General features: G+C 62.7%; 25 protein-coding genes. 13 read left to right on the forward strand and 12 right to left on the reverse strand.

The features are described 5' to 3' along the window. Positions 1-20: 20 nt before the first annotated feature. Positions 21-1,916: an AMP-binding protein gene (locus L6637_RS13390; protein WP_237863986.1), complete on the reverse strand. Its 1,896-nt coding sequence runs from the start codon at positions 1,914-1,916 to the stop codon at positions 21-23. 268 nt (positions 1,917-2,184) lie between these two features. Here L6637_RS13390 and L6637_RS13395 point away from each other — a divergent pair, with 268 nt between their 5' ends. From L6637_RS13395 to L6637_RS13405, 3 genes are all read left to right on the forward strand, one after another. Then, the gene (locus tag L6637_RS13395) at positions 2,185-3,129 is read left to right on the forward strand and encodes a helix-turn-helix domain-containing protein (protein WP_237863985.1); all 945 of its coding nucleotides are present in this window, start codon (positions 2,185-2,187) and stop codon (positions 3,127-3,129) included. Between the two features lie 136 nt (positions 3,130-3,265). Beyond that, positions 3,266-4,879, forward strand: a complete 1,614-nt coding sequence (locus L6637_RS13400; RefSeq protein ID WP_237863984.1) for an acyl-CoA synthetase — start codon at positions 3,266-3,268, stop codon at positions 4,877-4,879. Positions 4,880-4,894: 15 nt separating this feature from the next. Further along, entirely contained in the window at positions 4,895-5,902 is a 1,008-nt protein-coding gene (locus L6637_RS13405) for a zinc-dependent alcohol dehydrogenase family protein (protein ID WP_237870913.1), read from the forward strand. An 11-nt stretch (positions 5,903-5,913) separates the two neighbouring features. Here L6637_RS13405 and L6637_RS13410 read toward each other — a convergent pair whose 3' ends face one another. After that, positions 5,914-7,113 carry an MFS transporter gene (locus L6637_RS13410; RefSeq protein WP_237863982.1) on the reverse strand — a complete coding sequence of 400 codons (1,200 nt, stop codon included), beginning with the start codon at positions 7,111-7,113 and terminating at the stop codon, positions 5,914-5,916. Between the two features lie 182 nt (positions 7,114-7,295). On the opposite strand from L6637_RS13410, the gene L6637_RS13415 reads away from it, so the two are divergent. The 4 genes from L6637_RS13415 to L6637_RS13430 all read left to right on the forward strand — a co-directional run bounded on the left by L6637_RS13415 (position 7,296) and on the right by L6637_RS13430 (position 11,780). After that, the gene (locus tag L6637_RS13415) at positions 7,296-8,096 is read left to right on the forward strand and encodes an MBL fold metallo-hydrolase (RefSeq protein WP_237863981.1); all 801 of its coding nucleotides are present in this window, start codon (positions 7,296-7,298) and stop codon (positions 8,094-8,096) included. Positions 8,097-8,255: 159 nt separating this feature from the next. Next, positions 8,256-9,275: an alpha/beta fold hydrolase gene (locus L6637_RS13420; RefSeq protein ID WP_237870915.1), complete on the forward strand. Its 1,020-nt coding sequence runs from the start codon at positions 8,256-8,258 to the stop codon at positions 9,273-9,275. A gap of 15 nt (positions 9,276-9,290) precedes the next feature. After that, positions 9,291-10,262, forward strand: a complete 972-nt coding sequence (locus L6637_RS13425; protein ID WP_237863979.1) for a fatty acid desaturase — start codon at positions 9,291-9,293, stop codon at positions 10,260-10,262. A gap of 285 nt (positions 10,263-10,547) precedes the next feature. Further along, entirely contained in the window at positions 10,548-11,780 is a 1,233-nt protein-coding gene (locus L6637_RS13430; protein WP_237863978.1) for an EAL domain-containing response regulator, read from the forward strand. Positions 11,781-11,836: 56 nt separating this feature from the next. Here the strand turns inward: L6637_RS13430 and L6637_RS13435 are convergent, their stop codons facing one another. Together L6637_RS13435 and L6637_RS13440 are read right to left on the reverse strand one after the other, a co-directional pair. Continuing rightward, positions 11,837-12,070, reverse strand: a complete 234-nt coding sequence (locus tag L6637_RS13435; RefSeq protein WP_237863977.1) for a hypothetical protein — start codon at positions 12,068-12,070, stop codon at positions 11,837-11,839. Positions 12,071-12,207: 137 nt separating this feature from the next. Continuing rightward, on the reverse strand, positions 12,208-13,188 hold the full coding sequence (locus tag L6637_RS13440) for a helix-turn-helix transcriptional regulator (RefSeq protein ID WP_237863976.1): 981 nt from the start codon (positions 13,186-13,188) through the stop codon (positions 12,208-12,210). Positions 13,189-13,274: 86 nt separating this feature from the next. Between L6637_RS13440 and L6637_RS13445 the strand changes: the two genes are divergently transcribed. Together L6637_RS13445 and L6637_RS13450 are read left to right on the forward strand one after the other, a co-directional pair. Further along, positions 13,275-13,919 carry a glutathione S-transferase family protein gene (locus L6637_RS13445; RefSeq protein ID WP_237863975.1) on the forward strand — a complete coding sequence of 215 codons (645 nt, stop codon included), beginning with the start codon at positions 13,275-13,277 and terminating at the stop codon, positions 13,917-13,919. A gap of 17 nt (positions 13,920-13,936) precedes the next feature. Beyond that, positions 13,937-14,371: a DUF6157 family protein gene (locus L6637_RS13450; RefSeq protein WP_237863974.1), complete on the forward strand. Its 435-nt coding sequence runs from the start codon at positions 13,937-13,939 to the stop codon at positions 14,369-14,371. A 3-nt stretch (positions 14,372-14,374) separates the two neighbouring features. On the opposite strand, the gene L6637_RS13455 is transcribed toward L6637_RS13450, so the two are convergent. The 4 genes from L6637_RS13455 to L6637_RS13470 form a co-directional block, all read right to left on the reverse strand. Next, complete coding sequence (locus L6637_RS13455; protein ID WP_237863973.1) at positions 14,375-15,160, reverse strand: enoyl-CoA hydratase/isomerase family protein; 786 nt, start codon at positions 15,158-15,160, stop codon at positions 14,375-14,377. 11 nt (positions 15,161-15,171) lie between these two features. Continuing rightward, a complete protein-coding gene (locus L6637_RS13460; RefSeq protein ID WP_237863972.1) occupies positions 15,172-16,281 on the reverse strand; it encodes a cyclic nucleotide-gated ion channel in 1,110 nt (369 codons plus the stop codon). A 131-nt stretch (positions 16,282-16,412) separates the two neighbouring features. Continuing rightward, positions 16,413-16,631, reverse strand: coding sequence for a hypothetical protein (locus L6637_RS13465; protein WP_237863971.1), 219 nt, complete (start codon positions 16,629-16,631; stop codon positions 16,413-16,415). Between the two features lie 112 nt (positions 16,632-16,743). Then, positions 16,744-18,192, reverse strand: coding sequence for a TAXI family TRAP transporter solute-binding subunit (locus tag L6637_RS13470; RefSeq protein WP_237863970.1), 1,449 nt, complete (start codon positions 18,190-18,192; stop codon positions 16,744-16,746). A gap of 405 nt (positions 18,193-18,597) precedes the next feature. On the opposite strand from L6637_RS13470, the gene L6637_RS13475 reads away from it, so the two are divergent. Then, on the forward strand, positions 18,598-18,945 hold the full coding sequence (locus L6637_RS13475; protein ID WP_057746865.1) for a DUF3307 domain-containing protein: 348 nt from the start codon (positions 18,598-18,600) through the stop codon (positions 18,943-18,945). 207 nt (positions 18,946-19,152) lie between these two features. Then, positions 19,153-19,551: a hypothetical protein gene (locus L6637_RS13480; protein ID WP_237863969.1), complete on the forward strand. Its 399-nt coding sequence runs from the start codon at positions 19,153-19,155 to the stop codon at positions 19,549-19,551. Here L6637_RS13480 and L6637_RS13485 read toward each other — a convergent pair. Together L6637_RS13485 and L6637_RS13490 are read right to left on the reverse strand one after the other, a co-directional pair. Beyond that, the gene (locus L6637_RS13485) at positions 19,548-19,871 is read right to left on the reverse strand and encodes a YkgJ family cysteine cluster protein (protein ID WP_237863968.1); all 324 of its coding nucleotides are present in this window, start codon (positions 19,869-19,871) and stop codon (positions 19,548-19,550) included. The genes L6637_RS13480 and L6637_RS13485 overlap by 4 nt on opposite strands. Continuing rightward, a complete protein-coding gene (locus L6637_RS13490; protein WP_237863967.1) occupies positions 19,868-20,566 on the reverse strand; it encodes a helix-turn-helix transcriptional regulator in 699 nt (232 codons plus the stop codon). The genes L6637_RS13485 and L6637_RS13490 overlap by 4 nt, the downstream gene beginning before the upstream one ends. Before the next feature lie 113 nt (positions 20,567-20,679). Here L6637_RS13490 and L6637_RS13495 point away from each other — a divergent pair, with 113 nt between their 5' ends. Together L6637_RS13495 and L6637_RS13500 are read left to right on the forward strand one after the other, a co-directional pair. Continuing rightward, positions 20,680-20,943 (forward strand): hypothetical protein, encoded by a 264-nt coding sequence (locus L6637_RS13495; RefSeq protein ID WP_237863966.1) that lies wholly within the window; start codon positions 20,680-20,682, stop codon positions 20,941-20,943. 38 nt (positions 20,944-20,981) lie between these two features. Continuing rightward, on the forward strand, positions 20,982-21,710 hold the full coding sequence (locus L6637_RS13500) for a glutathione S-transferase family protein (RefSeq protein ID WP_237863965.1): 729 nt from the start codon (positions 20,982-20,984) through the stop codon (positions 21,708-21,710). A 78-nt stretch (positions 21,711-21,788) separates the two neighbouring features. Here the strand turns inward: L6637_RS13500 and L6637_RS13505 are convergent, their stop codons facing one another. Both L6637_RS13505 and L6637_RS13510 read right to left on the reverse strand, forming a co-directional pair. Further along, entirely contained in the window at positions 21,789-22,940 is a 1,152-nt protein-coding gene (locus tag L6637_RS13505; protein ID WP_237863964.1) for an ABC transporter substrate-binding protein, read from the reverse strand. Positions 22,941-23,029: 89 nt separating this feature from the next. Next, positions 23,030-23,449 carry an acyl-CoA thioesterase gene (locus tag L6637_RS13510; protein WP_237863963.1) on the reverse strand — a complete coding sequence of 140 codons (420 nt, stop codon included), beginning with the start codon at positions 23,447-23,449 and terminating at the stop codon, positions 23,030-23,032. Positions 23,450-23,452: the final 3 nt, after the last annotated feature.

A 23,452-nucleotide genomic window follows, 5' to 3' on the forward strand; every position in this document is an offset into this window, starting at 1 on the left:
CCTCGGGCTCTGCGGGTCCGTTATGACGATCGGGTCTCGATGCGGTAGGTCTGTGGAAGCAGTGTCAGGCTCTCAGTGAGCGCCTTCACCCGGTCCTGGTCGTTGGAGACGATCGAAACGGTGACCAGCGTAGTCAACCTGACGTCTTTGTCGACGACAATGTCTGCCCTGGTGGCTGGACCGAAGATACGATCGATCTCGGTCCTGACTTTCTCCTGGATAGCGAGGTCGCGAAGCGTGGGCTTGAATATCTTGCCGACCGCGGTCACGGGAAGGGCCTCGAGCAGGACGACGCGCTTGGGCCGAGCAGGAGGCTCATTGACGTTGCGTTCGAGATGCTCGCATAGCTGCGGAAGGTTGATGATTTTTCCGGGAGACGGAACGACGAACAGAATAGGCACCTCGCCGGCGTAGGCATCCGGCATGCCGACGGCCGAGCTCATCTGGACACCGGGGAAAACATTCGCGACGTCCTCGATAGCGGCGGGATCGATGTTGTGGCCGCTGCGGACGATCAGATCCTTCTCGCGGCCAGTGAGCACCAGCCGCTGATCGGCCGTGAGATAGCCGACGTCGCCTGTGACAATCCAATGGTCGTCGGTGAGCACGCCCTTGTTGTGCCGGGGATCGAGATAGCCTGGAAACACCTGCGGTCCCCTGACGAGGACGAGGCCGCTGGTAAGCGGCGGACACTCCGTCCTGAGGTCGATATCATCAAGCGCGACGATTTTCGTCTGTGCAAACGGCGCCCTGAAGCCGACGCTGCCTTGCATGGGTGTGCCGCGGCCGGGATTGAATGCAATCGCGGCCGCGGTCTCCGTCATGCCATAGGTCTCGAACAGCGTGATGCCAGTCCGGGCCTGAAACCTCTCGCTGACGGCTTTCGGCGCCACTGCCCCACCGGTAAGGGCCATGCGAAGGGAGCTGACATCGGATGAGCCGATCGGCACTTCGGCCAGCGCCGCGATCGAGGTCGGCACGCCACTGACGATGGTCGCGCCAAACCGTTCGACGGTGTGCCAATAGTCGCGGATCGCATCCGGGCTTCTGAGGCTGTAGGGCGAGGGAATGATCACATGGCCCCCGGCCGCCAGGATCGATAGGCCGATGGTCATGGTGCCGCCGACGTGAAACAGCGGGAAGCCGTTGATGGCGGCATCCAGCTCATCAAGTCCATGAACCTGCGCGAAGCTCCAGGCTGCGTGGATCTGGTTGCCATGTGTCAGGCGGACGAGTTTGGGTCGTCCGGTCGTGCCGCCGGTGTGGAAAAGCGCACAGACCGTGTCACGATCCCGCGATGGCGCGAAGTCCATGGTGCCGCGCATCGTCGCGACCGCCTCGTCGAAGCTGAGGGCACGCCCGGTCAGGCGACCTTTCGCGCCGATCACGACAATCGTCTTGAGCGAGGCGACGCGGCTCGCGACATTGGCCGCCTTGGTCCAGATCGCGCGATCGGCCGGTTCGGAAGCAACCACGAGAACGGTCGCGTTCTGTGCTTCGAGCAGGTCGGCAATGGCATCTTCGTTCAGGAGATAGTTGATCGAGCTGGCGACGCCCGCGATCTGGGCGCCCAGCAGAGCCGGGAAGAGCTGCGGCAGGATCGGGCAGAGAAACGCGACCGTACCTCCGTTCAGGTTGATGCCGAGCGACCGGAAGAGGTTTGCCGCCCGCATGATCTCCGTACGCAATTGCCGATGCGTCAGCGTGACATCGCCGGGCTCGCGCGAGCCCTTGGTCAGGACCGTCAGTGCGGGCCGGTCGGGATGCAGGCGCGCGGTGGCCTCGAACAGATCATGCAGATTGTGGGCAGGGATGAGGGAATCGTAGGGCAACCGTTCCAGCGCCTCGATATCGGCGATGGTTTCGATCGGCTGCGTGAAGCGCGTCGTGATCGGTGGGGGCGATGTCGTGCTCACGGACGCCGCCATTCAAGCGGCACGGTGAATTGCGCAGCAGCTGATCTGTCCTGACGCAAGCGAACGTTTCCTGCCTGGCTCGTTGACCGATTTTTGTTCTTCATAGGCCACATGCCCGCAGCCTGCTTGCTCCGGAGCGCAAAGCTTTTGCTTGTCCGCGCAAACCGGTCTTGCGTGTAGGCGGCGGCCATCTAGAATCCCGCCGGCGGGCCAGCTTGTGCGATGCACAAACGGCGTTCATCATGGCTGTGCGACGGGTGGGCGGACGATGAACCTGGTATTCTCGACAGACGATCTGGAGCCGTCGAAGCGATATGCCGCCTGGCAAGGCGCGATCTGCGATGTCTACGTTCATGTCGACGTCAATGCCGACGAGCGATCCGACTACCAGGGCTTCATCCGCGAGGCGCATTTCGGCGCCGTCACGATGACGGACGTGCTGCTGTCGGAGCAGCGCATCTCGCGGCGCGAGCGGCACATCGCAAAACTCGACAAGGATTGCTACTACGTTGAATTCGTCCAACAGGGCCGGGTCAACGTGCTGCAGGCCGGCCAGACTTTGCTGTCGAATCCGGGCGTCGGCGCAATTTTTTCGGCGTCTGAAGCCTATGATCTCGAATGCGTCGGCAAGGTCCGGTCGCTCTATCTCGAGATCCCACGCACGGAGTTTTCGGCCCGCTTCAGCGAGGGGCGCCTGCCGGTCGTGACCACGATGGCGACGGGCCGCGGTCTCGGGCGCATCGCTGCCGAGTTCTGCGCGACGCTCGCCGCGGAAGGTGCTTCCCTGGATGAGATCGCCAGGACGCGCCTTGGCGCTGAACTGATGGATGTGCTGGCGTTGACGCTCGACATGGGCGACCGGGACGAATTCTCCGAGGATGCAAGCGCCCAGCAGGCACGCCTGCGCTCGGTCAAGACCTGGATCGAAGCGCATCTCACCGACGCCGATCTGTCGCTGGAGAGGATCGCGAAGAGCAACGGCGTCTCGCTCAGGCATCTGCACTATCTTTTCCGGCTCACCGATGTCTCGGTGTCCGAATGGATTTTGGATCGCCGGCTTCAGCGTTGTTACGACGTCTTGACGCGTCCCGAGTTACGGTCCCTGTCGATCACCGAGGTTGCCTATCAGCTGGGCTTCAGCTCATCGTCCTATTTCAGCACGGTGTTTCGCAGGAAGTTCGGCCACAGCCCGTCGGACCTGCGGCGCCGCTAGCAACACGCGAGGCCGTGCCAGGTTCGGCGTTGGCGGCGGGTACGCCCACGCAGCTCGGCACAGATGCCGCAAACCCACAAGACGCAAGATTTCAAACAAGAAATCGAACAAATCAAGACATCACACGGAGGGACACATGACCGGCGACATCGCAGCCACCATCTCGAAAGCGCGCGAGCATTCCATCGGCGATCTTCTGCGCCGTTCGGCGGCCCGCGAGCCGGCCAAGCTCGCGGTGAGCTGCGGCAGCGTGAGCTGGACCTTCGCGGAGATGGACGCGGTCTGCAACCGGCTCGGCCGCGGCCTGCTCGGGCTCGGCGTGAAAAAGGGCGACCGCCTCGCCGTGCTCTCGCGTAATTCCCACGCCTTTGCCGCGCTGCGCTTCGCCGTGGCGCGGATCGGCGCGGTGCTGGTGCCGATCAACTTCATGCTCAATCCGGACGAGATCAATTTCATCCTGAAGAGTTCCGGCGCCAAGCTGCTTGCGGCCGGCCCTGACTTCGTGGAGCCTGCGAAGGCCGCAAGCGCGAAGGATTGCGCCGTCGAGAAGATGATCTGGCTGCCGGGCGAGGAGCCCGCCATGGCGCCCGCGGGACTCACCACCTTCGACGATCTCCTCCACGCCGATGGATCGTACCTCGAGGCTTCCGTCGATAGCCGCGGTCTCGCGCAGATCGTCTACACCAGCGGCACGGAATCCCTGCCCAAGGGCGCGATGCTGACCCATGAAGCGGTAATGTGGCAATATGTCAGCTGTGTCATCGACGGCGGCATGAGCGTGGACGACAAGTTTCTGCACGCGCTGCCGCTCTATCACTGCGCGCAACTCGACGTGTTCCTCGGGCCGCAAATCTATCTCGGGGCCTCCGGCGTCATCACGGGCAAGCCGACTGCCGACAACATCCTGGCGCTGATCCAGGCGCACAAGATCACGTCGTTCTTCGCGCCGCCGACCATCTGGATCGCGATGCTGCGCTCGCCGAACTTCGACAAGACCGATCTGTCGACGCTGCAGAAGGGCTATTATGGCGCCTCGATCATGCCGGTGGAGGTGCTGCTTGAGCTCCAGCGCCGTCTGCCAAATGTAAAATTCTGGAATTTCTACGGCCAGACCGAGATCGCGCCGCTCGCGACCGTGCTGCGGCCGGAGGACCAGTTGCGCAAGGCCGGCTCGGCCGGCAAGCCCGTGCTCAATGTCGAGACGCGGGTGGTCAATACGTCGATGGAGGACGTTAGGGTTGGCGAGGTCGGCGAGATCGTGCACCGCTCGCCGCATCTGCTGTCGGGCTATTACAACGATCCCACGAAGACCGCAGCGGCTTTTTCGGGCGGCTGGTTTCATTCCGGCGATCTGGCCACCGTCGACGAAGAGGGCCACATCACCGTGGTCGATCGTGTCAAGGACATGATCAAGACCGGCGGCGAGAACGTCGCCAGCCGCGAGGTCGAGGAGATGGTCTATCGTATTCCCGCGGTCTCCGAGGTTGCCGTCGTCGGCCTGCCTGATCCGCGTTGGATCGAGGCGGTCACGGCTATCGTTGTGGTCAAGAGCGGCGAGAAGCTGGATGAGGACACCGTCATCGAGCATTGCGCCGGCCAGATGGCGCATTTCAAGGTGCCGAAGCGCGTGATCTTCGTGGATAGCCTGCCGAAGAACCCCAGCGGCAAGTTGCTCAAGCGCGAGCTGCGCCAGCGCTTCGTCGGCGGCGAGACACTCGACAAGGCCATCCAGAAGAATTTCGGCACCTGAGTTGGAGTGATCGCCATGAAAGCCTGGCAAGTCGCGCGTGACTGGTCGATCGAGGGGATGGAGCTGGCCGACCTGCCTGAGCCGGTACCCGGCCCGGGCCAAGTTGCAGTTCGGATGAAGGCGGCGTCACTGAACTATCGCGATCTGCTCACGATCCAGGGTAACGGCGGCGTCACCCGATTGCCGCTGATCCCGTTCTCTGACGGCGCGGGTGAGGTGATCGCGATTGGTCACGGCGTCAGCCGCGTCGCAGTCGGTGATCGTGTTTGTCCAATGTTCTTCCAGTCCTGGATCGATGGAAAGGTCTCGGCGAGCAGCCGCCGCTATGCACTCGGCGGCACGCGGCCGGGGGTGTTGCAAGAGGTGATGGTGCTCGATGCCGAGGGCGTCAGCCGCATTCCAGCGCATCTCTCCTTCCAGGAAGCCGCAACGTTGCCCTGCGCCGGGCTTACTGCCTGGCGCGCACTGTTCGAAGAGGCAGGAGTGCAGCCCGGCGATACGGTGCTGGTGCAAGGCACCGGCGGCGTCTCGATCTTCGCGCTGCAATTCGCAAAGCTCGCCGGCGCGAGCGTGATTGTGACCTCGTCGAGTGATGCGAAGCTCGAACGCGCCAAGGCGCTCGGCGCCGATCACACCATCAATTATCGGTCGGTGCCGGAGTGGGGCAAAGCGGCGGCGGAATGGACCGGCGGCGGTGTCGATCATGTCGTCGAAGTCGGCGGCAGGGATACGTTCGGGCAATCGCTCGAAGCGGCGCGCGTCGGCGGCACCATTCTCGTGATCGGCGTACTCTCGGGCTTCTCGCAACAGATCGCGATCCCAAGCTTGTTCTCCAAGAATTTGCACGTCATCGGCCTGTCCGTCGGCAGCCGCCGAATGTTCGAGGGCATGGCTGCTGCCATCGGACGCAATGCGATGAAGCCGGCGATCGGTCGCGTGTTCGGCTTTGATGCCGTGCCCGAAGCGCTGCGGCTGATGCAGCAGGGCGGACACTTCGGCAAGATCGTGGTGGAGTGTCCGTAAGGCCTATCGCCTCAATACTTCTTCACGTGCGCGCCGAACGCTAGCCACAATGCCATCGAGGCGAGGCCAAAGCTCCCGAGCAGCAAAAACGTCGGGCCGTAGCCGATCCATTGCGCGATCCAGCCGCCGAGCGCGGGGCTCAAGCTCGCGCCGACGCCTTGCACGGTGATGACGGCACCTTGACCGAGGTTGATGCGACCAGTGCCGTCCAGCGAGCGCGCGACCATGCCGGGGACGGCGACCGTCTGTAGTCCGGTGCCCATCCCGTCCAATACCTGCATGGGGACCACGCCCCACCATCCCGTCACGAAGAACGCAAGCACGCCGCGTACGGGTAAGAACATGAAGGAGACCAGGATCACCGGCCAGTAGTTGCGCTTTCCCGCGACTTGCATGGCAACCAGCGACGTCACCACCATGACGCCCTGCGCAATGACCACGGTGGTCGCAACGAAGCTCGGGCCGTTGGCCTGTCCTTTGGCCACCGCTGCAAGGCCATAGAGCGGGACGATGGCTGCATTGCCGAGATGGAAGATGGCAAGCGCAAGCGCCAGTACGAGGAGCGGCTTGTGCTTGAGGAGGACGGACATGGCGTCCGGTGGATTCTTGCTCTCGTCCTCCTTGCTGCCGCGCGCCTGACGATCATCGATGGCCTTGGCGGGGATCATCAGCACGCAGGCGATCGCGATGGTGCCGAACACGGCCGCCAGCACGAACACCGCGACATAGCCGAATTTGTAACCGAGATAGCCCGACAGCGCTGCGCCGACCATGTTGCCGGCGTGGTTGAAGGCCTGGTTGCGCCCGTTCAGCGCATTGAAGCCCTTTTGCTTGGCGATGCCGAGCGTGATGCCGGTCACCGCCGGCACGATCGCAGCGCTCGCCAGCGATTGCGCGACTTGCGAAAACGTCACCGCCCAGAAATTTTGCGAGATCAGGATGATGGCGGAGGCAAGGACTACAAAGATTCCGGGAATGACCACCCACAGCCGCTTGTTGCGGCTGGAATCGATGAAGCCGCCGATCGGCGTCGTGACCAACATGCCCGCGACATTGCCGATCGTCAGTGCTGTGCCGATCAAGCCGGTGGCCCATCCGCGTTCTTGCAGGAAAACGCCGACGAATGGCCCGATGCCCGACTGCATGTCGGCCATGAAGAAGTTGACGGCGTAGAGAGGCCAGAGACCGGGTGAGGATGGGCGCGATGTCATCTAGACGCTGGACGGGATGCTGCCGATCGAAAATTGTCTCGTGCAGGTGGAAATGGCCGGTCATTGTGCCGGAACGGACTGAAAACTAACATGTGCTGTCAGCGTTGGTTCCTCCGGACTTGCGACCGGAGGGCTGCGATGTCACCTCACGGGTGTCCCGCTCTCAATTCTGGATTATGGCCATGCCTCTCTGGACGTGCGAAACCTGTGGCGCGCAATTCCCGGATAGCGGGACGCCCATATCCTGCCCGATTTGCGAAGATGAGCGGCAATATGTGAACTGGAAAGGTCAGGCCTTCCTCACGCGGGATGCGCTGGCAGAGCGTCACCGTCTCCTCTGGCGCGACGATCTCGGCCTGACCGGCATCGCGCTCGAGCCGAGCTTTGCGATCGGCCAGCGCGCGCTGCTGGTCCCGGATGGCGCGGGCTACGTGATGTGGGACTGCATTCCGCTGGCAACGCCGGAGGCGATCGCCCATGTCAAATCGCTCGGCGGCCTGACGGCGATCGCAATCTCGCATCCGCATTACTATGGTGCGCTTGCGGACTGGAGTGAAGCGTTCGACGGAGTGCCAGTCTATCTGCACGCTGACGACCGCCGATGGGTGACACGTCCGCATCAGTCCATCGTGCATTGGACCGGCGATCAGCATCGCATTTCGGACGATGTGCTGCTGTTGCGGACCGGTGGCCATTTTGCCGGCGCCACCATGTTGCACGACGCGCGCGGTGCCGACGGCAAGGGCGCACTTCTGACCGGCGACATCGCGCAGGTCACGATGGATCGCCGCTTCGTCAGCTTCATGTACTCTTATCCGAACTACATGCCGCTCAACGCCGCCGCGGTACGGCGGATTGCGGCTGCGGTCGAGCCTCTCGCCTTCGACCGCATCTACGGCGCCTGGTGGGGGCGCAACATCGCCAGCGGTGCCAAGGCCGCCTTCGCGACATCGGTCGAGCGATACATTGCCGCCATTGCCTGAGCTGGCCGGCGGCCGGAATACTGTTGCCTTTCGCTAATAAATGTACTACTAGTACAGATATTAGGCGCGACGCAACGATGCGTTTGCTGGTCCGGCACGATCAATGCATCGTGGTTTCGGCGGCCGCGTTGTGTGGCCGTGTGAGAGGGAGCCGGACGCATGACCGGACAGCGCGACTACGAAATCTTTGAGGCCGGCAACGTCGTGCTTCAGTCCGGCGCTGTCTTCCCCGCGATGAAACTCGCCTACAAGACTTATGGCGCACTAAATTCGGCCAAAGACAACGTCATTCTCTATCCGACATCGTTCAGCGCGCAGCATTTCGACACCGAGTGGCTGATCGGGCCCGATGGTGTGCTCGATCCCACCCGCTATTTCATCATCATCCCGAACCTGTTCGGCAACGGTCTGTCGTCGTCGCCATCGAACTCCGGCAACGGTCCATTCCCGCAGCTCACCTATCACGACGCCGTTGCGGTCCAGCATCGCCTGCTGACCGAACGCTTCGGCATTACAAAGCTCGCGCTGGTTTACGGCTGGTCGATGGGCGGCATGCAGGCGTATCACTGGGCCGCGCTTCACCCCGATTTGGTCGAGCGGGCAGCGGTCGTCTGCGGCAGCGCGCGATGCGCCGCCTACAATTACGTGTTTCTGGAAGCCGTGAAGGCTGCGCTATCAGGCGATCCTGCCTTCCGTGACGGCCGCTTTGTCGAAAGGCCCGTTGCCGGTTATCGCGCCATGGGGCGTGTCTATGCCGGCTGGGCCATGTCCCACGGCTTCTATCGCGACGAGATCTGGCGCGAGGCCGGCTTCACCTCGCTCGAGGACTATCTCACGCGTGGCTGGGATACGACCTTTGCCCGGCGCGACGCCAACGATCTGCTGGCGCAGATCAGTATCTGGCAGGCTGGCGATATCAGCCGGTGCGCTGCCTTCAGCGGCGATTTCGATCGCGCGCTAGGGGCGATCAAGGCGCACATGCTGCTGATGCCGGGTGCCACCGATCGTTACTTCGACGTGCGCGACAACGAGGATGAGCTCGGTCGCCTCGTCAATGCAAAATCAGCCGTGCTGCATCCGATCCCGTCGCTGCACGGTCATCGCGCCGGCAATCCTTTCAACAATCCGCGCGACCAGGCCTTCCTGAAGGCCGAGATCGCAGAACTTTTCAACAAGTAATGCAGGTCCCTGATCATGACTGACGCGACCGTTTCCGTTTCAGAGCCTGGCCATCGTCTGAAGCCGTTGACACCGGCGATGCTGCGCGAATTGTCTGAACGCTCCGATCACAAGGGCGCGGTGCGCAGCCTCTGCCACTACGCCGTGGTCGTTCTGGTCGGGGCGTTGATCTGGAAGGTGAGCTCGAGCTATGGCGTGCTTTGGGCGTTGCCGCTGATGGTGATACAGGGCTATTTTCTCGCGTTCCTGTTCATGGCGTTGCACGAGACCGCGCACAAGACTGCGTTCAGGAGTCGCGGCCTCAACCTCGCGGTCGGCTATCTCTCGGCCTTCATCATCGGGCAGCCCTATGAATATTACTGCCTGTTCCATTGGGACCATCATCGCTACACCCAGGATCCAGAGAAGGACCCGGAGCTGATCGTCGGCGTGAAGCCGAAAACCGACACCCAGATCGCGCTTGCCTATAGCGGTCTGCTCCAGGTTGCGGGCCGCCTCCGGCTGATGCTTGGACACGCCGTCACTGGCAGGGTCACGGTGCCCTGGATCCCCGAGAACAAGCGCGCCATCATCGTGACCGAAGCGCGCGTCTATGCCGCTCTCTATGTCCTGCTGTTAGCGCTCTCCCTGTGGTTCTCCTCGACGTTGCTGCTCAAGGTTTGGATCGCCCCTCTGGTCATCGGGCAATTCTTCCTGCGGCCCTATCTCCTGGCCGAGCACACCGGCTGCGAGCGCACCCGCAGCGCCTTCCAGAACACCCGCACCACCTACACCGGCGCGATCGTCAAATGGATTGCGTGGAACATGCCCTATCATGTCGAGCACCACGCCTACCCCTCGATTCCATTTCACGCGTTGCCGAAGTTGAACGAGATCGTCGATGGCGAGATCGTCCATCGCGGTAACGGCTATATCAGGACGACACTTGAGACATGGGCCTGGTTTCGCCGGCAGCGGAACGGTGACTCGCAAAAGGTGCTCCAGTAGCGGCTCTTTCGAGGCCTGTCGTGCGTTTGCCGGCTTTCGATAGAGGGCTTTACTGCGTGTTCATCGCATGTGCCGATGGCGTGGATCACTCCCTTACCGCGCGGCCACACCAGGTCGAGCGAAGCAAAAATGCCGATTGAAATCAATCATTTGGCCGCCGCTAAAACATGACTAACGAGTCCTTCCAGATCGAGAAAGTTTTAGCAGTCTTGTATTCACCGCGAGGTGAGCCCGCCGGCCTAACGTTGTGTCCATCGAAGCATCCGGTAGCGGGAGAGATGGGCAATGAGCGCGATGGGAAGCCGCCTTCTGGTGGTTGACGACGACCTGGTGCAACGGGTCCTGATCAGCAAGATCGGCGCGAAGCTCAGCTACGACACTGTTGTGGCTCCGTCCTTCGAGGCTGCAACCGAACTCCTGGACCGAGAAGCCTTCCAGACCATGGTGCTCGACCTGTCACTCGGAGAGCGGGACGGGGTAGAGCTGCTGCGCTTCGTTGCCGAGCGAAACCTCAAGGCGATGTCGATCGTGATCATCAGCGGTTGCGATGATCGCATCATGAAGGCGACGCGCCGGGTCGCAAACGGCCTGAAGCTGTCGGTCGGCGGCTGCCTAACCAAGCCACTCGATCTCAATCGTCTGCGGAGCGCGCTCGAATTGCCTCAGCGCTCGCCGTTGGCTGCAACAACTGCTTCACCGTTGCTCCCGATCACGCCGGACCGTATCGCGCAAGGTCTCGCCGCCGGCGAGTTTTTCGTCGAATTCCAGCCGAAGATCGCACTCCAGACCGGGAGGGTCATCGGCGCCGAGGCGTTGGCGCGCTGGCGCAGCGCTGATTTCGGCATGGTGTCGCCGCTCGTCTTCATTCCGATTGCCGAAGAGGCCGGTCTCATGAGCGAGCTGACCGACTGCATCCTGTCATCGGCGATGTCGCAGGGCCGTAAGCTGATCGAGCGCAATCCGGGCTTCACCATCGCCGTCAATATCTCGGGCTCGCTGATGTCGGATCTGGCGCTGCCCGAGCGGATCGAGGAAATCCTGCGCCGCGAGAACATCCCTCCATCTGCGCTGACGGTGGAGATTACCGAGACAATTGCGATGGCCGACGTCGATCGCGCCAACGATATTCTGGTGCGGCTGCGGATCAAGAAGATCGGCACGGCCATCGATGATTTCGGCACCGGCTATTCGTCGCTTGCGGCGCTGGCGCGGCTGCCGTTCAGCGAACTCAAGATCGATCAATCGTTCATCAAAGGCTGTGTATCCGACGAGGACATGATGAAGATCGTCGATGCCTCGGTCGCCCTGGGGAAGGCGTTCAACATGAAGGTGGTGGCCGAGGGGGTCGAAAGCCCCGAGGCCCTCGAGATCATACGCCGCGTCGGTTGTGACGTCGCCCAGGGTTTCTTCTTTGCGCCTTCGCTGCGGCGCTCGCGCGCGGAGCGATGGATATCGCAGCGCAATTCCAGTGCGAACGGGCTGATCGCGTCGCCAGCGGAGACCGCGCTTGCGAGCTGAGACGACGAACCCCGGCCGCGAAGCAGCCGGGGTTACGCCAATCGAAGCAGTCGCGCTCAGTAGACGGTGTAGCCGCAGACATTCACGACGCGGACACGCATGCCGTGACGGGTCTGGACGACGCGCTCTTGATAGCAGTTGTTGATGCCGGTGTTGACGTAGACGCCGCCAAAACCCCAACCGGGACCCCAATAGTGGTGGAAGCCGTGAGCCGAAGCGGCGGTGGGCACGAGAGCGGCAGCGCCGAGCGAACCGGCGGCGATCAGACCAATTGCAAGCTTACGAAACATTCTCATTCTCCAGTGTGGCGCGAGGCCGTTGTTGTGTCCCTGCTTCTCGGTCGAACCGAAGCGCGATTGCGTTCACGCGGCGAGGTGAGAATCGTGTTTCAGAATTGTTTCGTCAGTCGCGGCGAAATGCGCCGCCGTTAGGCTTTGCGCGCCGCGCGATAGCGTGCCGCCATTGCCTGCGCCATCTCGGCCATCTTCTCGCGGAGATCGGCGGGCTCCAGCACTTCGGCTTCCGCGCCGAGCCGCAACAATTCCGAGGCGGCATGCCATGACGTCTTGCCCGTCGGGACTCTGGCGATACGCCAGCCGTCCGCATCAGCGGCCTCTTCAATCTGCATGCGCGCCCTGACGTAAGGTTGGCTCAGCGCATCGAGCAGTTTTACGCCGAACGGCGAGAGTCGCACGACCGCGACATTCGGGTGCATCTCGGTCTCTAATCGCAGCGTCGCATCCCGCCAGTAGGCTGCGAGATCGAAATCGGCGGGGCGATCGAAGCGGTCGTCGAGCGCCGTGCAGTCGAGCACGCGCGCGACACGATAGGTGCGCACGCTGCCATCGACTTGGCCTGCGAGATACCAGCTGCCGCCCTTGAGCACGAGGCCGAGCGGAGCGACGTGGCGCTGCTTCTCGGCGCGCCAACTCTGGTAGCGAATCCTGATCAATGTTCCGCGCAAAGCGGCACCAGCAATGACGCGCAGATGCTTTGGTTCCTCCGTTTCGCCAAACCAGCCCGGCGCGTCCAGATGAAAGCGTTCCTGCATCCGGCCGGCGTCTTCGCGCAAATTTGCGGGCAGTGCGGCCATCAACTTGTTCTGTGCGGCGATCATCGCTGCGTCCAGCCCCAGCGCTGCTGCCGGCCCCGGGAGCCCGGCGAGGAAGAGTGCGCCCGCTTCGCTCTGCGACAGCCCGTTCAGCCGCACGCGATAGCCGTCGAGCAGGCGATAGCCTCCCTCCGCACCACGGTCGGCATAGACAGGGACGCCGGATGCCGCGAGTGCGTCGATATCGCGATAGATCGTGCGCACCGAGACCTCGCAGGCTTCTGCAAGCTCGGGTGCAGTGACCTGTCCCTTGGCCTGGAGGGTGGTGAGGATCGACAACATTCGGCTCGCGCGCATGATCCCTTAAACCATACCTGACACAGGATGTCAGGTATGGTTCGCTACAAGGTGCCTATCGAAAGCCGATCCGAGGGAGACCCGCCATGACCGATCAGAACCGCGTCACGCTGTATTATTCGCCGCAGAGCCGGGCCACTGGCACACGGGTGCTGCTGGAGGAGCTGGGAGCACCCTACGATCTTCATGTCCTCAACATGAAGGCAGGCGAGCAGCGAAGACCTCCCTACCTCGCCATCAATCCGCTCGGTAAGGTGCCGGCTGTCAGGCACGGCGAGGCGCTCGTGACCGAGCAAGTCGCGATCTACGTCTATCTCGCAGACCTTTTTCCTCAGGCGGGCCTCACGCCCGCGCTGAATAACCCGTTGCGCGGTCCTTATCTGCGCTGGATCGCCTATTACGGCTCCTCCTTTGAGCCCGCCTTGATCGACAAGTTCATGCAACGTGAGCCCGCCCCGATCACCCAGTCGCCCTATGCCGATTACGACACCATGCTGGGAGCCCTCGAGGCGCAGCTCTCGAACGGGCCCTATCTTCTCGGCGAGCGGATGACCGCCGCGGATATCCTGTGGGGTGTCGCATTCAGCTGGACCATGATGTTCGGCATCGTGCCCAAAAAGGACGTCTTCGTTCGCTATTGCGAGCGCATCACCTCGCGACCGGCGTTCCAGCGCATCAGCGCGGCGGACGATGAGATGGCCGCGCAGCATGCTGTGGCCGCTGGAGGATGAAGGGGCCTGAACCTCGCATGACCAAGCCGATCCATACGACCAACTGTGTCGACACGTTCATCCAGGTTGCCGAGGACTGTCCGGCGCGCTCCGGTGAGGAGCCGCCGCCGCGCGCGGGACGGCCGACGGTGGCCGGACTGCAATATGCGATGATCGCGAACGCACCATATAGGTACACGTCCGACGACGTGATCTTCGCGACCTCAGCGCCGGGACGCGAGCTTGGCGCCAAGGCGACCAAGTCGGAAAGGAACGCCGCACGCGCCGCGTTCTTCTCGCGCGGACAGGCCTGCATGCGGGCCTCAGGCCTCGGCAAGCGCTACGGCTGGGGTGTGCATGCCGACAAGGAAGGCCGTATCGCGATCTACGCTGTCGAAAGCAACCGCTATCAAGCGCTGTCGCACGATAAAAAGCTCACACAAACGCGCGCGATGCGGTCGAAGCGGAGATGAGCCTCAAAACCGAGGTGCCCGCTTCTCCGCGAACGCCTTGATGCCTTCCTTGATCTCGTGGCCGCGCATGCTGTCGCGGTGACGCTGGTCGGCGGCAGCTTCGTCCAGTTCGCCGCGGGCGAATTCATTGATGGCGCGCTTCATGCCGCGCATCGCGTTCGGTGCATTGCCGGCGAGGATGTTGGCGAGCTTTTCGACTTCCTCGTCCAGAAACTCGACCGCCACCATGGCGGTGAGGTAACCGATCCGCAGCATCTCCGGCGCGGTTATCTTTTGAGCGGTGAGGAACAGCTTCTTGGCATTGTCGACGCCAAGCCGGGTTACGTAGCGTTTGATACCGCTCCTGTAATAGTGCAGCCCGAGCCGGGCCGCCGGCATGAACATCTCCGCGGTGTCGACGCCGATACGAAAATCACAGGCGAGCGCGAGGTCGGTCGAGCCGCCATAGACGCCGCCATTGAGCCGGCAGATCGTCGGTACGCCGAGATCTTCGAGTCTGTTAACGACGACCTCGAAGGCCGAGCCCGCGCTCTGCTGCTCGTTGGCGCTGACTGCGCGCTCGGCGACCGAATTGAGGTCATAGCCGGCCGAGAAGGCGCGTCCCGTGCCGGTCAGCACGAGGACGCGGATATCGGGATCGGCCTCGACGCGGTCGAACAGTTTTAGCAGCTCGCCGAGATCTTCAGCCTGGAGCCGGTTGAGATGCTTCGGCCGGTTGAGGCGAATGGTCGCGCGGGCACCGTCGATTTCGAGCACGGGGCCAGAGGCTGCGTCGGCTGCATCCGACATTCTTGTCTCCATTACCTGTTTTCGAGCGTGCGCCGTTTGGCTTCGGCGTCGATGGTCTCGGCGAGATCGGGATGCCGTGCCATCAGCACGCGGAAGTCGACGAGGTCGAGCACGAGGAGCCGTGACACTTTCGTGGTCGAAACGTTGGCGCCGCGCATGTTGTTGCCGAGCAGCGCCATCTCGCCGAAGAAGGCGCCTTCCCCGAGTTGGACTTTCTTGCCGGGCAGGTCGACCTCGACCTCGCCGGCGGCAATGAAATACATGCAGTCGCCCTGCGCACCCTTGCGAATGATCATGGTGCGCGCCGGCAGCTCCATGGTGCGCAGCATGTGTGTGACGTCGGCGATGGCTGCTGGCCCCAGCGCCGCGAAGAACGGCACTTTGCTGACGGATTCCCAAGTCTTGAGGAAATTGTCACGGCGGGTCTCTGCCGCAAACCCGGTCGCCAGAATACCGGTCCAGAGGCCGAACACGCCGAGGCCGGAGATCATCACCAGCGCCGCCACCACGCGGCCGAGCGGCGTGACCGGCACGACGTCGCCATAGCCTGTCGTGGTCAGCGTGACGACCGCCCACCACAGTGCGGCGGGGACGCTGCCGAACGTTTGCGGCTGCACGTCCCGCTCCAGGAAATACTCGGCGACGGAGGCAAGAAAGACCACCATCAGGAAGATCACGAGCACGCTGAGCAGCGGCCCCGATTCCAGCACCAGCACGCGGCGAAGCTGGCGCAGGCCGGGAATGCCCGGCACGACCTTCAACACCCACAGCACGCTCAGCAGCCAGGCCGTCTTGGGCTCGGCGCCGAGGACCAGCGCGATCGGGACGGCCAGCGCCCCGACGGTGTCGACCAGCCCGGCGGAGGAGGACATATAGAGTCCCAGCCGCCCTTGACGCTTCATATGGCGCAGCCGGACCAACCATTCGAACACGAAATAGACGAGGCTGGCCCACAACAGAAAATCGACCCAGCGGTGCGCCGTCTCATAGGCCGGGTCGAGCGTCAGCAGCACCATGCTGAGCACGCCGACGGTCACGGCCACATAGGCCGCCTTGGTCATATTGCGGCCGGCGGTCGCGGCCACGAACTGGGCCAGGGCGGGAAACATCGGCTTCGGCATGCGGGATGGCGGCTCGGTCTTGGCTCTTGCAGGGCCTGGAACTTCGGCGCCAAAGTGCCCGTCCGCACGGAGGCCGTCAACGACAGGCGCCGGCCTTCGATGCAAGTGGCTAATCCGGGCAGGTCAAGCCGTTACTTGAAATGGGGTGGCTCGTCATAGCCGCGGCGGCTGCTTAAGAATAGCAGCATCATCAAGCCGATGCCGACCACCACGGAGAACCCCGCTCCGAGCGCCAGTGCCACATAACCTTCCGTCGGGATCGGGTCGCCTCCGACTGACATGGCCGAGTAAGCGAAGTATCCAACCGCGGCCAGCATTCCCAGCAAGAGGATGAGGAGGAGCATACGCATGGTGCGTTCTCCGGTTGTACTCCTAACCAACGGTTGCGTAGGGGCACAGTTCCGCAGGAGGCCGGCCGCGATCAGCCAGAAAACACCAGCGCGAGGGGCGCGGATCGATAGGTCAGGCACTCTGAGCTGTCTTCACGGTCACGACGTTGGTGTCGTCATTCGGGGGAGGGAGGGCCTGACGGGTGGCCTTCTCGAGCTCGCTGGCGTGGCGCTTCAGGTAGTCGCGACGCATGCCGATCTCGTCGCGGACAAATTCGTAACCGAGCTTGAAGGTATCGAGCCCGTCGGTACTGATCGTGCCGTCGCGCAAGCCGATGACCGCGCCGCGCAAGATGCTCTCAAGCTCGTCCTGGAGGCATTCGAGCTGATCCAGCGAATGGGCGTGCTCGATGCGCTCGCCGATGCAGAGGATGGCAGTGGAGAGCTCGCTCGCCTTCTCCGGCGCGATGCGGGTGATCTTGGCGTAGATCGCAGCGAAGATCGAGCCGATGACGCTGAGCGCGGCGGCGCCCAGATACATCATGTCGCTGTATTTATCCATGAACGACTTGGTGTCGTCGTTGATGTAGTCGGCCGCACCCTGATGCGCCATCACGTAGGCGTCCTTCTCGACGGAGGCCGGTTCAATGTGGGTCGCAAAGCCGTTGTCGAGCCCGAGCGCGGATTTGTTCTCGTAGACGATGCGCGCAATGTCGCCGGCGGTGCTCCCCGACATTTTGGATTGCGCGACCAGGAGCCATTCGAGTCCGATGGTGTCGAGATCGTCGTCGGGAATTTCGGGCGACGCAGACAGCGTGCCGGCCGTCAGAGTCTCGTCGGAAATGCCCGGGAATTTGCGCGCCAGCGCCTTGGCTTCATCGATCGCATTCAGCGTGAAGCCGCCGCGCTTGGCGACCTGCTCATAGGCCTTGTCGCGCACGGCCCTGGAGGCGTGGACGATGGCGATCACTGCGCTGAAGCCACTGGCCGGCGCGAATAGCTTGTCGAGGGTCGCGCCCTGCGGCGCCATTTGGATCTTGGCGGCGTCGGGACTGTCGGGGGCGATATCGAGGAGGTTGCGAACGAAGGCGAGCGATGATTCGCCGTCGGCGAGAACCGCAACCTTCTTCTTCTTCAACTCGGACAGCGACTTGATCTTTTTGTTGCCGGGACCGAGCAGAAGCACGAAATCGTGCTCCAGCAGTGCCAGCGCGCGTGCCCGCACCGGCACCCTGGCGTCGGTGCGCAGGATGGCGAGATCGGCCTGCCTGCGGTCGAATTGCGCGATTGCCTTGGCGTTGTCGGGGTTGTTGACGATCTTGATCCGGAAACGCGAGCCGTTGTTCTTCAGCAGCGTGGCGAGCTTGTTCGCGAACAGGGCCTCGTCTCCGTTGGGGCCGCCAACAGCAAAGGTCAGCGTCTCCGAGTTGTGCAACCAGGCGCGCCCCGCCCAGACGGTCGCCAGCGACAGTAGCAGGGTCAGCACGACATACAGCAGGACCTGCTGCTGATTGGTCTTGATTACTTTGGGACGCCGTGGCGGCGGGGGTTCGGTCGACGAGGTCGGGCCTTCAGCACTCATGGCGGCACCTGGCCTTATTCCTTGAATGGCGGGCGAGGCGACCATTGCCGGCGGCCCACGCGAAAATTTCGGTAAGCGTTTAAAAAAGAACGATAATCCTCTACCCTAGGATGATAGCGCTCCAGTTCCGGAAAGCAAATTCCGCGCCGGAGGTAACCTTACTCGGGGCGAAGCCGGGCGTTGTCGATCCTATCACCGTTTAGCCACACTTGGCGATTTTCCGGTTCCCCCGGCTGCATTCCGGCGCGGGAAATGTCATAAATCGTCGGTCCCGACGGTTTTGACGGGTCCAAGAAGAAGTTGCGCTGAACGCTCCATTTTTTTCTTTTCGAGTCAACGAGGGCGTCAGCTTTGTCGTTTCCACCCCTGTCATCGGCGGTTCCGGTCGAAGCGCTCATTGGCTGGATGCTGCTGCTTACCTTCAAGCACATCATCGCCGACTTCGTCCTGCAAACGGCCTGGATGGCGCACGGCAAGGACCAGAAGCACGGCTGGGCTTTGCCGCTCCTCGTGCATTGCCTGATTCACTTTGCGGTTGCGTTGCCGCTGATCCTGATCGTGGCGCCAAAGTTCTGGTTCGTGGCGCTGATCGATTTCGTCATCCACATCACGATCGACCGCGCCAAAGGATTTGTGTCGGCCAATTTCGGCGTCAACCAGGAGCACCCCTGGTTCTGGACGCTGATCGGCGTGGACCAGGCGCTGCATCACCTGACTGGCTTCGGCCTCTCCATCTTCATGGCGGCGAACTGAGGCTCAGGCCTCTATCCTGAGGCGCCCGCCAGTGGCGGGGATCGTGAAGGACGGCCGCAAGGACGCCCCCACCCCCGTATTCAACCCGGTAGGGCTGCGCTCCGATTCGCGGCATAAGGGCAAGGACACCGGGTGACTACCGCCCAGGGTGGTTAACCTTTCATTAGAGAATTGCGCGGCATCTTCCTGACACGAGGGAGAACTGCAATGTTTTCAAGCCGCGACGCTTTTGAAAGCGATTTCTGCCCGGTTCGTGACGAGCTTCTTGGCGAGATGTACCGCGCCAATGAAGGCGGCCTGCCGAGGCTGGTTGAGAGTGTTTCCCCTGACGTCCGCGCCAGGCTGGCGCTGTTTTGCTATCGCCGTAGCCATCTGCACTCATTGGCCGTCGCGATCGCGAGCAGCTGCAGCGAGCGCGACCTGATCGAGCACGGTGGTCGTGTCGGCTCGACGCTCTACGCGCTCTCGCGCGAAGGCTCGGCCAAATCGTCGCCGTCGCTGTCGGGGGGCCGCAAGCCGATCACACTGTCGACCAAGCCGCTCTCGGTGCTCGCACCGCTGGACGACGAAATCGACGACGAGATCAGCGAAGCCATTCCCGCTTAAGCGCTCTCGATAACAGGTAGCCCGAACTTCCGCCGCGCCATCGCGCATTCGGCGTCGCCGGGCATGCAGGTGCGGCACACCTCCGGCCGCACAGCATAGATGCCGCACTTGGTCGACTTGCCGATTTCTCCCTGCAACGCGGAACAGCGATCGCCCTCGCAGCGCATGCCGGACTGGCGCGCGTTGACGAGCCCTTCCGGGATCAACGCAAGCTCCTCGTCGCTCTCGATCGAGAAGCGCGGCCAATTCTGCGAATAACCGCAGCAGGCGCCGCAGCTCTGGCAGTAGCTCGACTGATCAATCTCCTCCGTTGGCATCATGTGTCTTTCGGCGGGCCCCAGACCAGGCTCTGCCGCCATTTCGCGCGCAGCACGTCGCGCCTTTCCGGATATCTTTCGTCGAGATAGGTCGCCTCGACGACGCGGTCGGTGCGGAAGCTTCGGAAATCGCTGCGTAGCTCGCACCAGGCTGCGAGCAGGCGCACGGCTTCGAGATAACCGACCGAGATCGGCCAGATCATGCGCTCGCTGGGGCGCCCTTGTTCGTCGCGATAGCGCAGCATGATCTTCTTGCCTTCATGGATCTGCGTTCGCGTGCGCGCCATGTCCAGGCGGTCAGGCTCCCTGTTCCAGCTTGGCCGCGCGCGGCTCGCCGGCTCCAGCACGAAGGGTCGCAGCCGCTCAGGCACGGTGTCGGCGATCTTGGCCATCAAATCTTCGGCCGCGCGCGCCAGCGTGGAATCGGCGTGGCCCGCGACCCATTGCGCGCCCAGCACCGCCGCCTCGATCTCGTCGGGTGTCAGCATCAAGGGCGGCAGGTCGAATCCTTTTTCAAGGATGTAGCCCATGCCGGCTTCGCCACGGATCGGCACGCGCTGGCCCATCAACGTTGCGATGTCGCGATAGATGGTGCGCTTCGAGGTCTCGAGCTCGGCCGCAATCGCGTCCGCCGTCAGCGGCTTACGGGTGCGCCTCAGCACCTGGATGATCTGAAACAGCCGGTCGGCGCGTCTCATGACAATTCTCTCATCAAACGGCGGATCAGAAATCGGCGCGCGGCTGCTGACAGGATGTTGGCAGCAGGGGAGTTCTATACCGGGACAACACATCGACTGAAGAGGGTTTGTCCATGATCACTCCAATCCATCTTGGCCTGGTTGGTCCGCTGTGGCGAGCGCAGGCCTCGTTGCATGCCAGGGTCTACGGCCGCTTCACGTTTCTCGAACTCACTGCCGTCGACCTCCGCCTCGCGCTCGCGACCGTATTGGCACGTTCGCTGATCCAGGCTGCGGACGCGCTGGTCCGCCACGTGATGGGCCGCGCCTGGCGGGGGGCCCGTTTCGCAGAAGATATCACGGCTGCTGCCACCATGGTGGCAGCAGCGCGGCACTAGGTTCCGTCAACTCTTTCGGCAGGTTCAGGAGAGCTCGCATGATCACGCTTTACGGCTTTGGCACCGGCTTCGGCCTGCCGGAAATCAGCCCCTTCGTCACCAAGACCGAGGTGCAGCTCAAGATGGCGGGACTGCCCTACCGGAAGGAGCGGGCCATGCCGCCGGCGTCACCCAAGGGGCAGCTGCCATTCATCGACGATGGCGGCGAGGCGGTGGCCGATTCGACCTTCATCCGCGCCCATATCGAGCGCCGCTATGGATTCGACTTCGATGCCGGCCTGTCATTGGCGGAGCGTGCGCAGGCCTGGGCGTTCGAGCGCATGATCGAGCATCACGTCTATTGGGCACTGGTCGGCGCCCGCTGGGTCGATCCGGTCAATTTTGCCAAAGGGCCTGCGCATTTCTTCGACGGAGCGCCGGAGCACAATCGCGAGAAGCTGCGCGAGGATGCGCAGTTCCGCGTCGCCGAGAACTATCTGCTCTCCGGTCTTGGCCGCCATGGACCAGACGATGATGTCGATCTCGCGGTCCGCTCGCTGTTCGCACTGTCGGTGCAGCTTGGCGACAAATCCTATCTGATGGGCAACAAGCCCAGCGGTGTCGATGCGACCGCGTTCGGCGCGCTCGCCGGCATTTTGACGCCATTCTTCGAGTCCAGCCTGCGCGACCGCGCCGAGGGATTTCCGAACCTCACCGCCTATGTCGACCGGATGATGGATACCTACTATCCCGAGTTCGCCTGGACGCCGCTGCGGCAAGCGGCCTGACGTAAGCGCGCGGAACGCACAAAAGAAAAGAGCCGGCCTGATGGGCCGGCTCTCGTCATTTTGGAAACCGTAGCCGCCTTACCTCACCAGCGCGTACTTGCCATTCTTCACCGTCAGCAAGATGCGCGAGCGCTCGTCGAGGCCATAGCGATCCTTTTCGGTGAAGTTGTAGACGCCCTGGCTCGCGGCCAGCTCCTTCTCGGACAACAGGGCCTGGCGGATCGCTTCGCGGAATTCCGGCGTGCCGGGTTTTGCGGTCTTCAGCGCCGTCGGGATGATGCGCTTGAGGATCTCGAAGGCATCGTAGGAATGACCGGCGAACTGGCTGCGGCTGTTCGGGCCGTACTTGGCTTCATAGGCCGAGTTCAGCGCGAGGCCCGGCTTCTTGGTGGCGGCTTCGTCCGGCTGGTCCTCGGGGTCCATGACCGGGCCCGACGCCATCAGCACGCCTTCGGCCGCCTTGCCGGCGATGCGGATGAAGTCCATGCTGGCTGCGCCGTGGGTCTGGTAGATCAGGCCCTGATAGCCGCGCTCGCGCAGTTCGGTCTGTGGCAGTGCGGCCGCGGTGCCGGAGGCGCCAACCAGGATCGCATCGGGATTGGCGGCCACGAGCTTCAGCACCTGGCCAGTCACCGAGGTATCCGGACGGGCGAAGCGCTCCTCGTCGACGATGGTCATGCCCATCGGCACGGCCTGCGCCTTCAGGTCGTTGAACCAGAGGTCGCCATAGGAGTCGGAATAGCCGATATAGCCGAGGGTCTTGATGCCCTTCGACTTCATGTGCTCGTACAGCACCTTGCCGACGATCGGGATCGGCTGCGGCATCGCCACCGACCACTTCATGCGTTCGGGCGTGATCGGGAAGGGGGCCAGACCAAAGTGCGGAATGCCGGCTTCATTGGCGACGTTGGAGACCGCGATCGTCGGCGGCGTCAGCGCCGAGCCCATGATGATGTCGGCCTTGGATTCCGTCACAAAGCGGCGGGCATTGGTGGTCGCGGTGGTGGGATCGCCGCCGTCGTCGAGCACGATCACTTTCAGCGGAACGCCAGCGATTTCCTTCGGCACGAATTCCAGCGCGTTGCGCTCGGGGATTCCGAGGGCGGCGCCCGGGCCGGTCGTGGTGGTGGTGATGCCGATGGTGATTTCGGCGGTCTGAGCGAGCGCGGGCAAGGCCGGCAACGCCAGCGTTGCAGCCGCGATGGCGGCAGTCAGGTAAAAGCGTTTCATCAATTCCTCCCTTGACGTTTTTCTTTGAAAGCAGAAATCGGGGATGAATTCAGCCCCGTCTTTTGGCGATGCGGCGATTTAGCTCCGGATTATCTCCCTGTGAATTTGGCTACCATTTCCGGAGGGAATGGTGCCGATTTCAGTTTGTCGGGGTTAACGGGGTCGCGGCCGACCAGAACGCGCGTCTCAAAACCTTCGATGGCGAGCGCCTCGCCCTTGTAGACGTTGTGCTTCACCTCGAAGCTCGAGCGCTTGATGCTCTCGATCTTCGTTTCGATGGTGATCCAGTCGCCATAGGTCGAGGGGATGTAGAACTTGGACCGCGTATCGACCATGGGGATACCCACCAGGCCGTATTTGCGGACCAGGTCCTGCTTGGAGAAGCCGGCGACCTCGAACAGGGTCGACGTCGAATCGTCGAACATCGCGAAATAGCGCGGATAGTAGACGATGTTAGCGGGGTCGCAGTCGCCCCACTGGATCTGAACGTCACGCCGGTTCACGAACATGCG

It is taken from the genome of Bradyrhizobium zhengyangense, assembly GCF_022012435.1.
GTDB classification, from domain to species: domain Bacteria; phylum Pseudomonadota; class Alphaproteobacteria; order Rhizobiales; family Xanthobacteraceae; genus Bradyrhizobium; species Bradyrhizobium zhengyangense.

Coding starts and splice junctions, on each gene's coding strand:
- L6637_RS13395 (WP_237863985.1), top strand. CDS start 2,185: ATGAACCTGGTATTCTCGACAGACGATCTGGAGCCGTCGAAGCGATAT.
- L6637_RS13400 (WP_237863984.1), top strand. CDS start 3,266: ATGACCGGCGACATCGCAGCCACCATCTCGAAAGCGCGCGAGCATTCC.
- L6637_RS13405 (WP_237870913.1), top strand. CDS start 4,895: ATGAAAGCCTGGCAAGTCGCGCGTGACTGGTCGATCGAGGGGATGGAG.
- L6637_RS13410 (WP_237863982.1), bottom strand. CDS start 7,113: ATGACATCGCGCCCATCCTCACCCGGTCTCTGGCCTCTCTACGCCGTC.
- L6637_RS13415 (WP_237863981.1), top strand. CDS start 7,296: ATGCCTCTCTGGACGTGCGAAACCTGTGGCGCGCAATTCCCGGATAGC.
- L6637_RS13420 (WP_237870915.1), top strand. CDS start 8,256: ATGACCGGACAGCGCGACTACGAAATCTTTGAGGCCGGCAACGTCGTG.
- L6637_RS13425 (WP_237863979.1), top strand. CDS start 9,291: ATGACTGACGCGACCGTTTCCGTTTCAGAGCCTGGCCATCGTCTGAAG.
- L6637_RS13430 (WP_237863978.1), top strand. CDS start 10,548: ATGAGCGCGATGGGAAGCCGCCTTCTGGTGGTTGACGACGACCTGGTG.
- L6637_RS13435 (WP_237863977.1), bottom strand. CDS start 12,070: ATGTTTCGTAAGCTTGCAATTGGTCTGATCGCCGCCGGTTCGCTCGGC.
- L6637_RS13440 (WP_237863976.1), bottom strand. CDS start 13,188: ATGCGCGCGAGCCGAATGTTGTCGATCCTCACCACCCTCCAGGCCAAG.
- L6637_RS13445 (WP_237863975.1), top strand. CDS start 13,275: ATGACCGATCAGAACCGCGTCACGCTGTATTATTCGCCGCAGAGCCGG.
- L6637_RS13450 (WP_237863974.1), top strand. CDS start 13,937: ATGACCAAGCCGATCCATACGACCAACTGTGTCGACACGTTCATCCAG.
- L6637_RS13455 (WP_237863973.1), bottom strand. CDS start 15,160: ATGTCGGATGCAGCCGACGCAGCCTCTGGCCCCGTGCTCGAAATCGAC.
- L6637_RS13460 (WP_237863972.1), bottom strand. CDS start 16,281: ATGCCGAAGCCGATGTTTCCCGCCCTGGCCCAGTTCGTGGCCGCGACC.
- L6637_RS13465 (WP_237863971.1), bottom strand. CDS start 16,631: ATGCGTATGCTCCTCCTCATCCTCTTGCTGGGAATGCTGGCCGCGGTT.
- L6637_RS13470 (WP_237863970.1), bottom strand. CDS start 18,192: ATGAGTGCTGAAGGCCCGACCTCGTCGACCGAACCCCCGCCGCCACGG.
- L6637_RS13475 (WP_057746865.1), top strand. CDS start 18,598: ATGCTGCTGCTTACCTTCAAGCACATCATCGCCGACTTCGTCCTGCAA.
- L6637_RS13480 (WP_237863969.1), top strand. CDS start 19,153: ATGTTTTCAAGCCGCGACGCTTTTGAAAGCGATTTCTGCCCGGTTCGT.
- L6637_RS13485 (WP_237863968.1), bottom strand. CDS start 19,871: ATGATGCCAACGGAGGAGATTGATCAGTCGAGCTACTGCCAGAGCTGC.
- L6637_RS13490 (WP_237863967.1), bottom strand. CDS start 20,566: ATGAGACGCGCCGACCGGCTGTTTCAGATCATCCAGGTGCTGAGGCGC.
- L6637_RS13495 (WP_237863966.1), top strand. CDS start 20,680: ATGATCACTCCAATCCATCTTGGCCTGGTTGGTCCGCTGTGGCGAGCG.
- L6637_RS13500 (WP_237863965.1), top strand. CDS start 20,982: ATGATCACGCTTTACGGCTTTGGCACCGGCTTCGGCCTGCCGGAAATC.
- L6637_RS13505 (WP_237863964.1), bottom strand. CDS start 22,940: ATGAAACGCTTTTACCTGACTGCCGCCATCGCGGCTGCAACGCTGGCG.
- L6637_RS13510 (WP_237863963.1), bottom strand. CDS start 23,449: ATGTTCGTGAACCGGCGTGACGTTCAGATCCAGTGGGGCGACTGCGAC.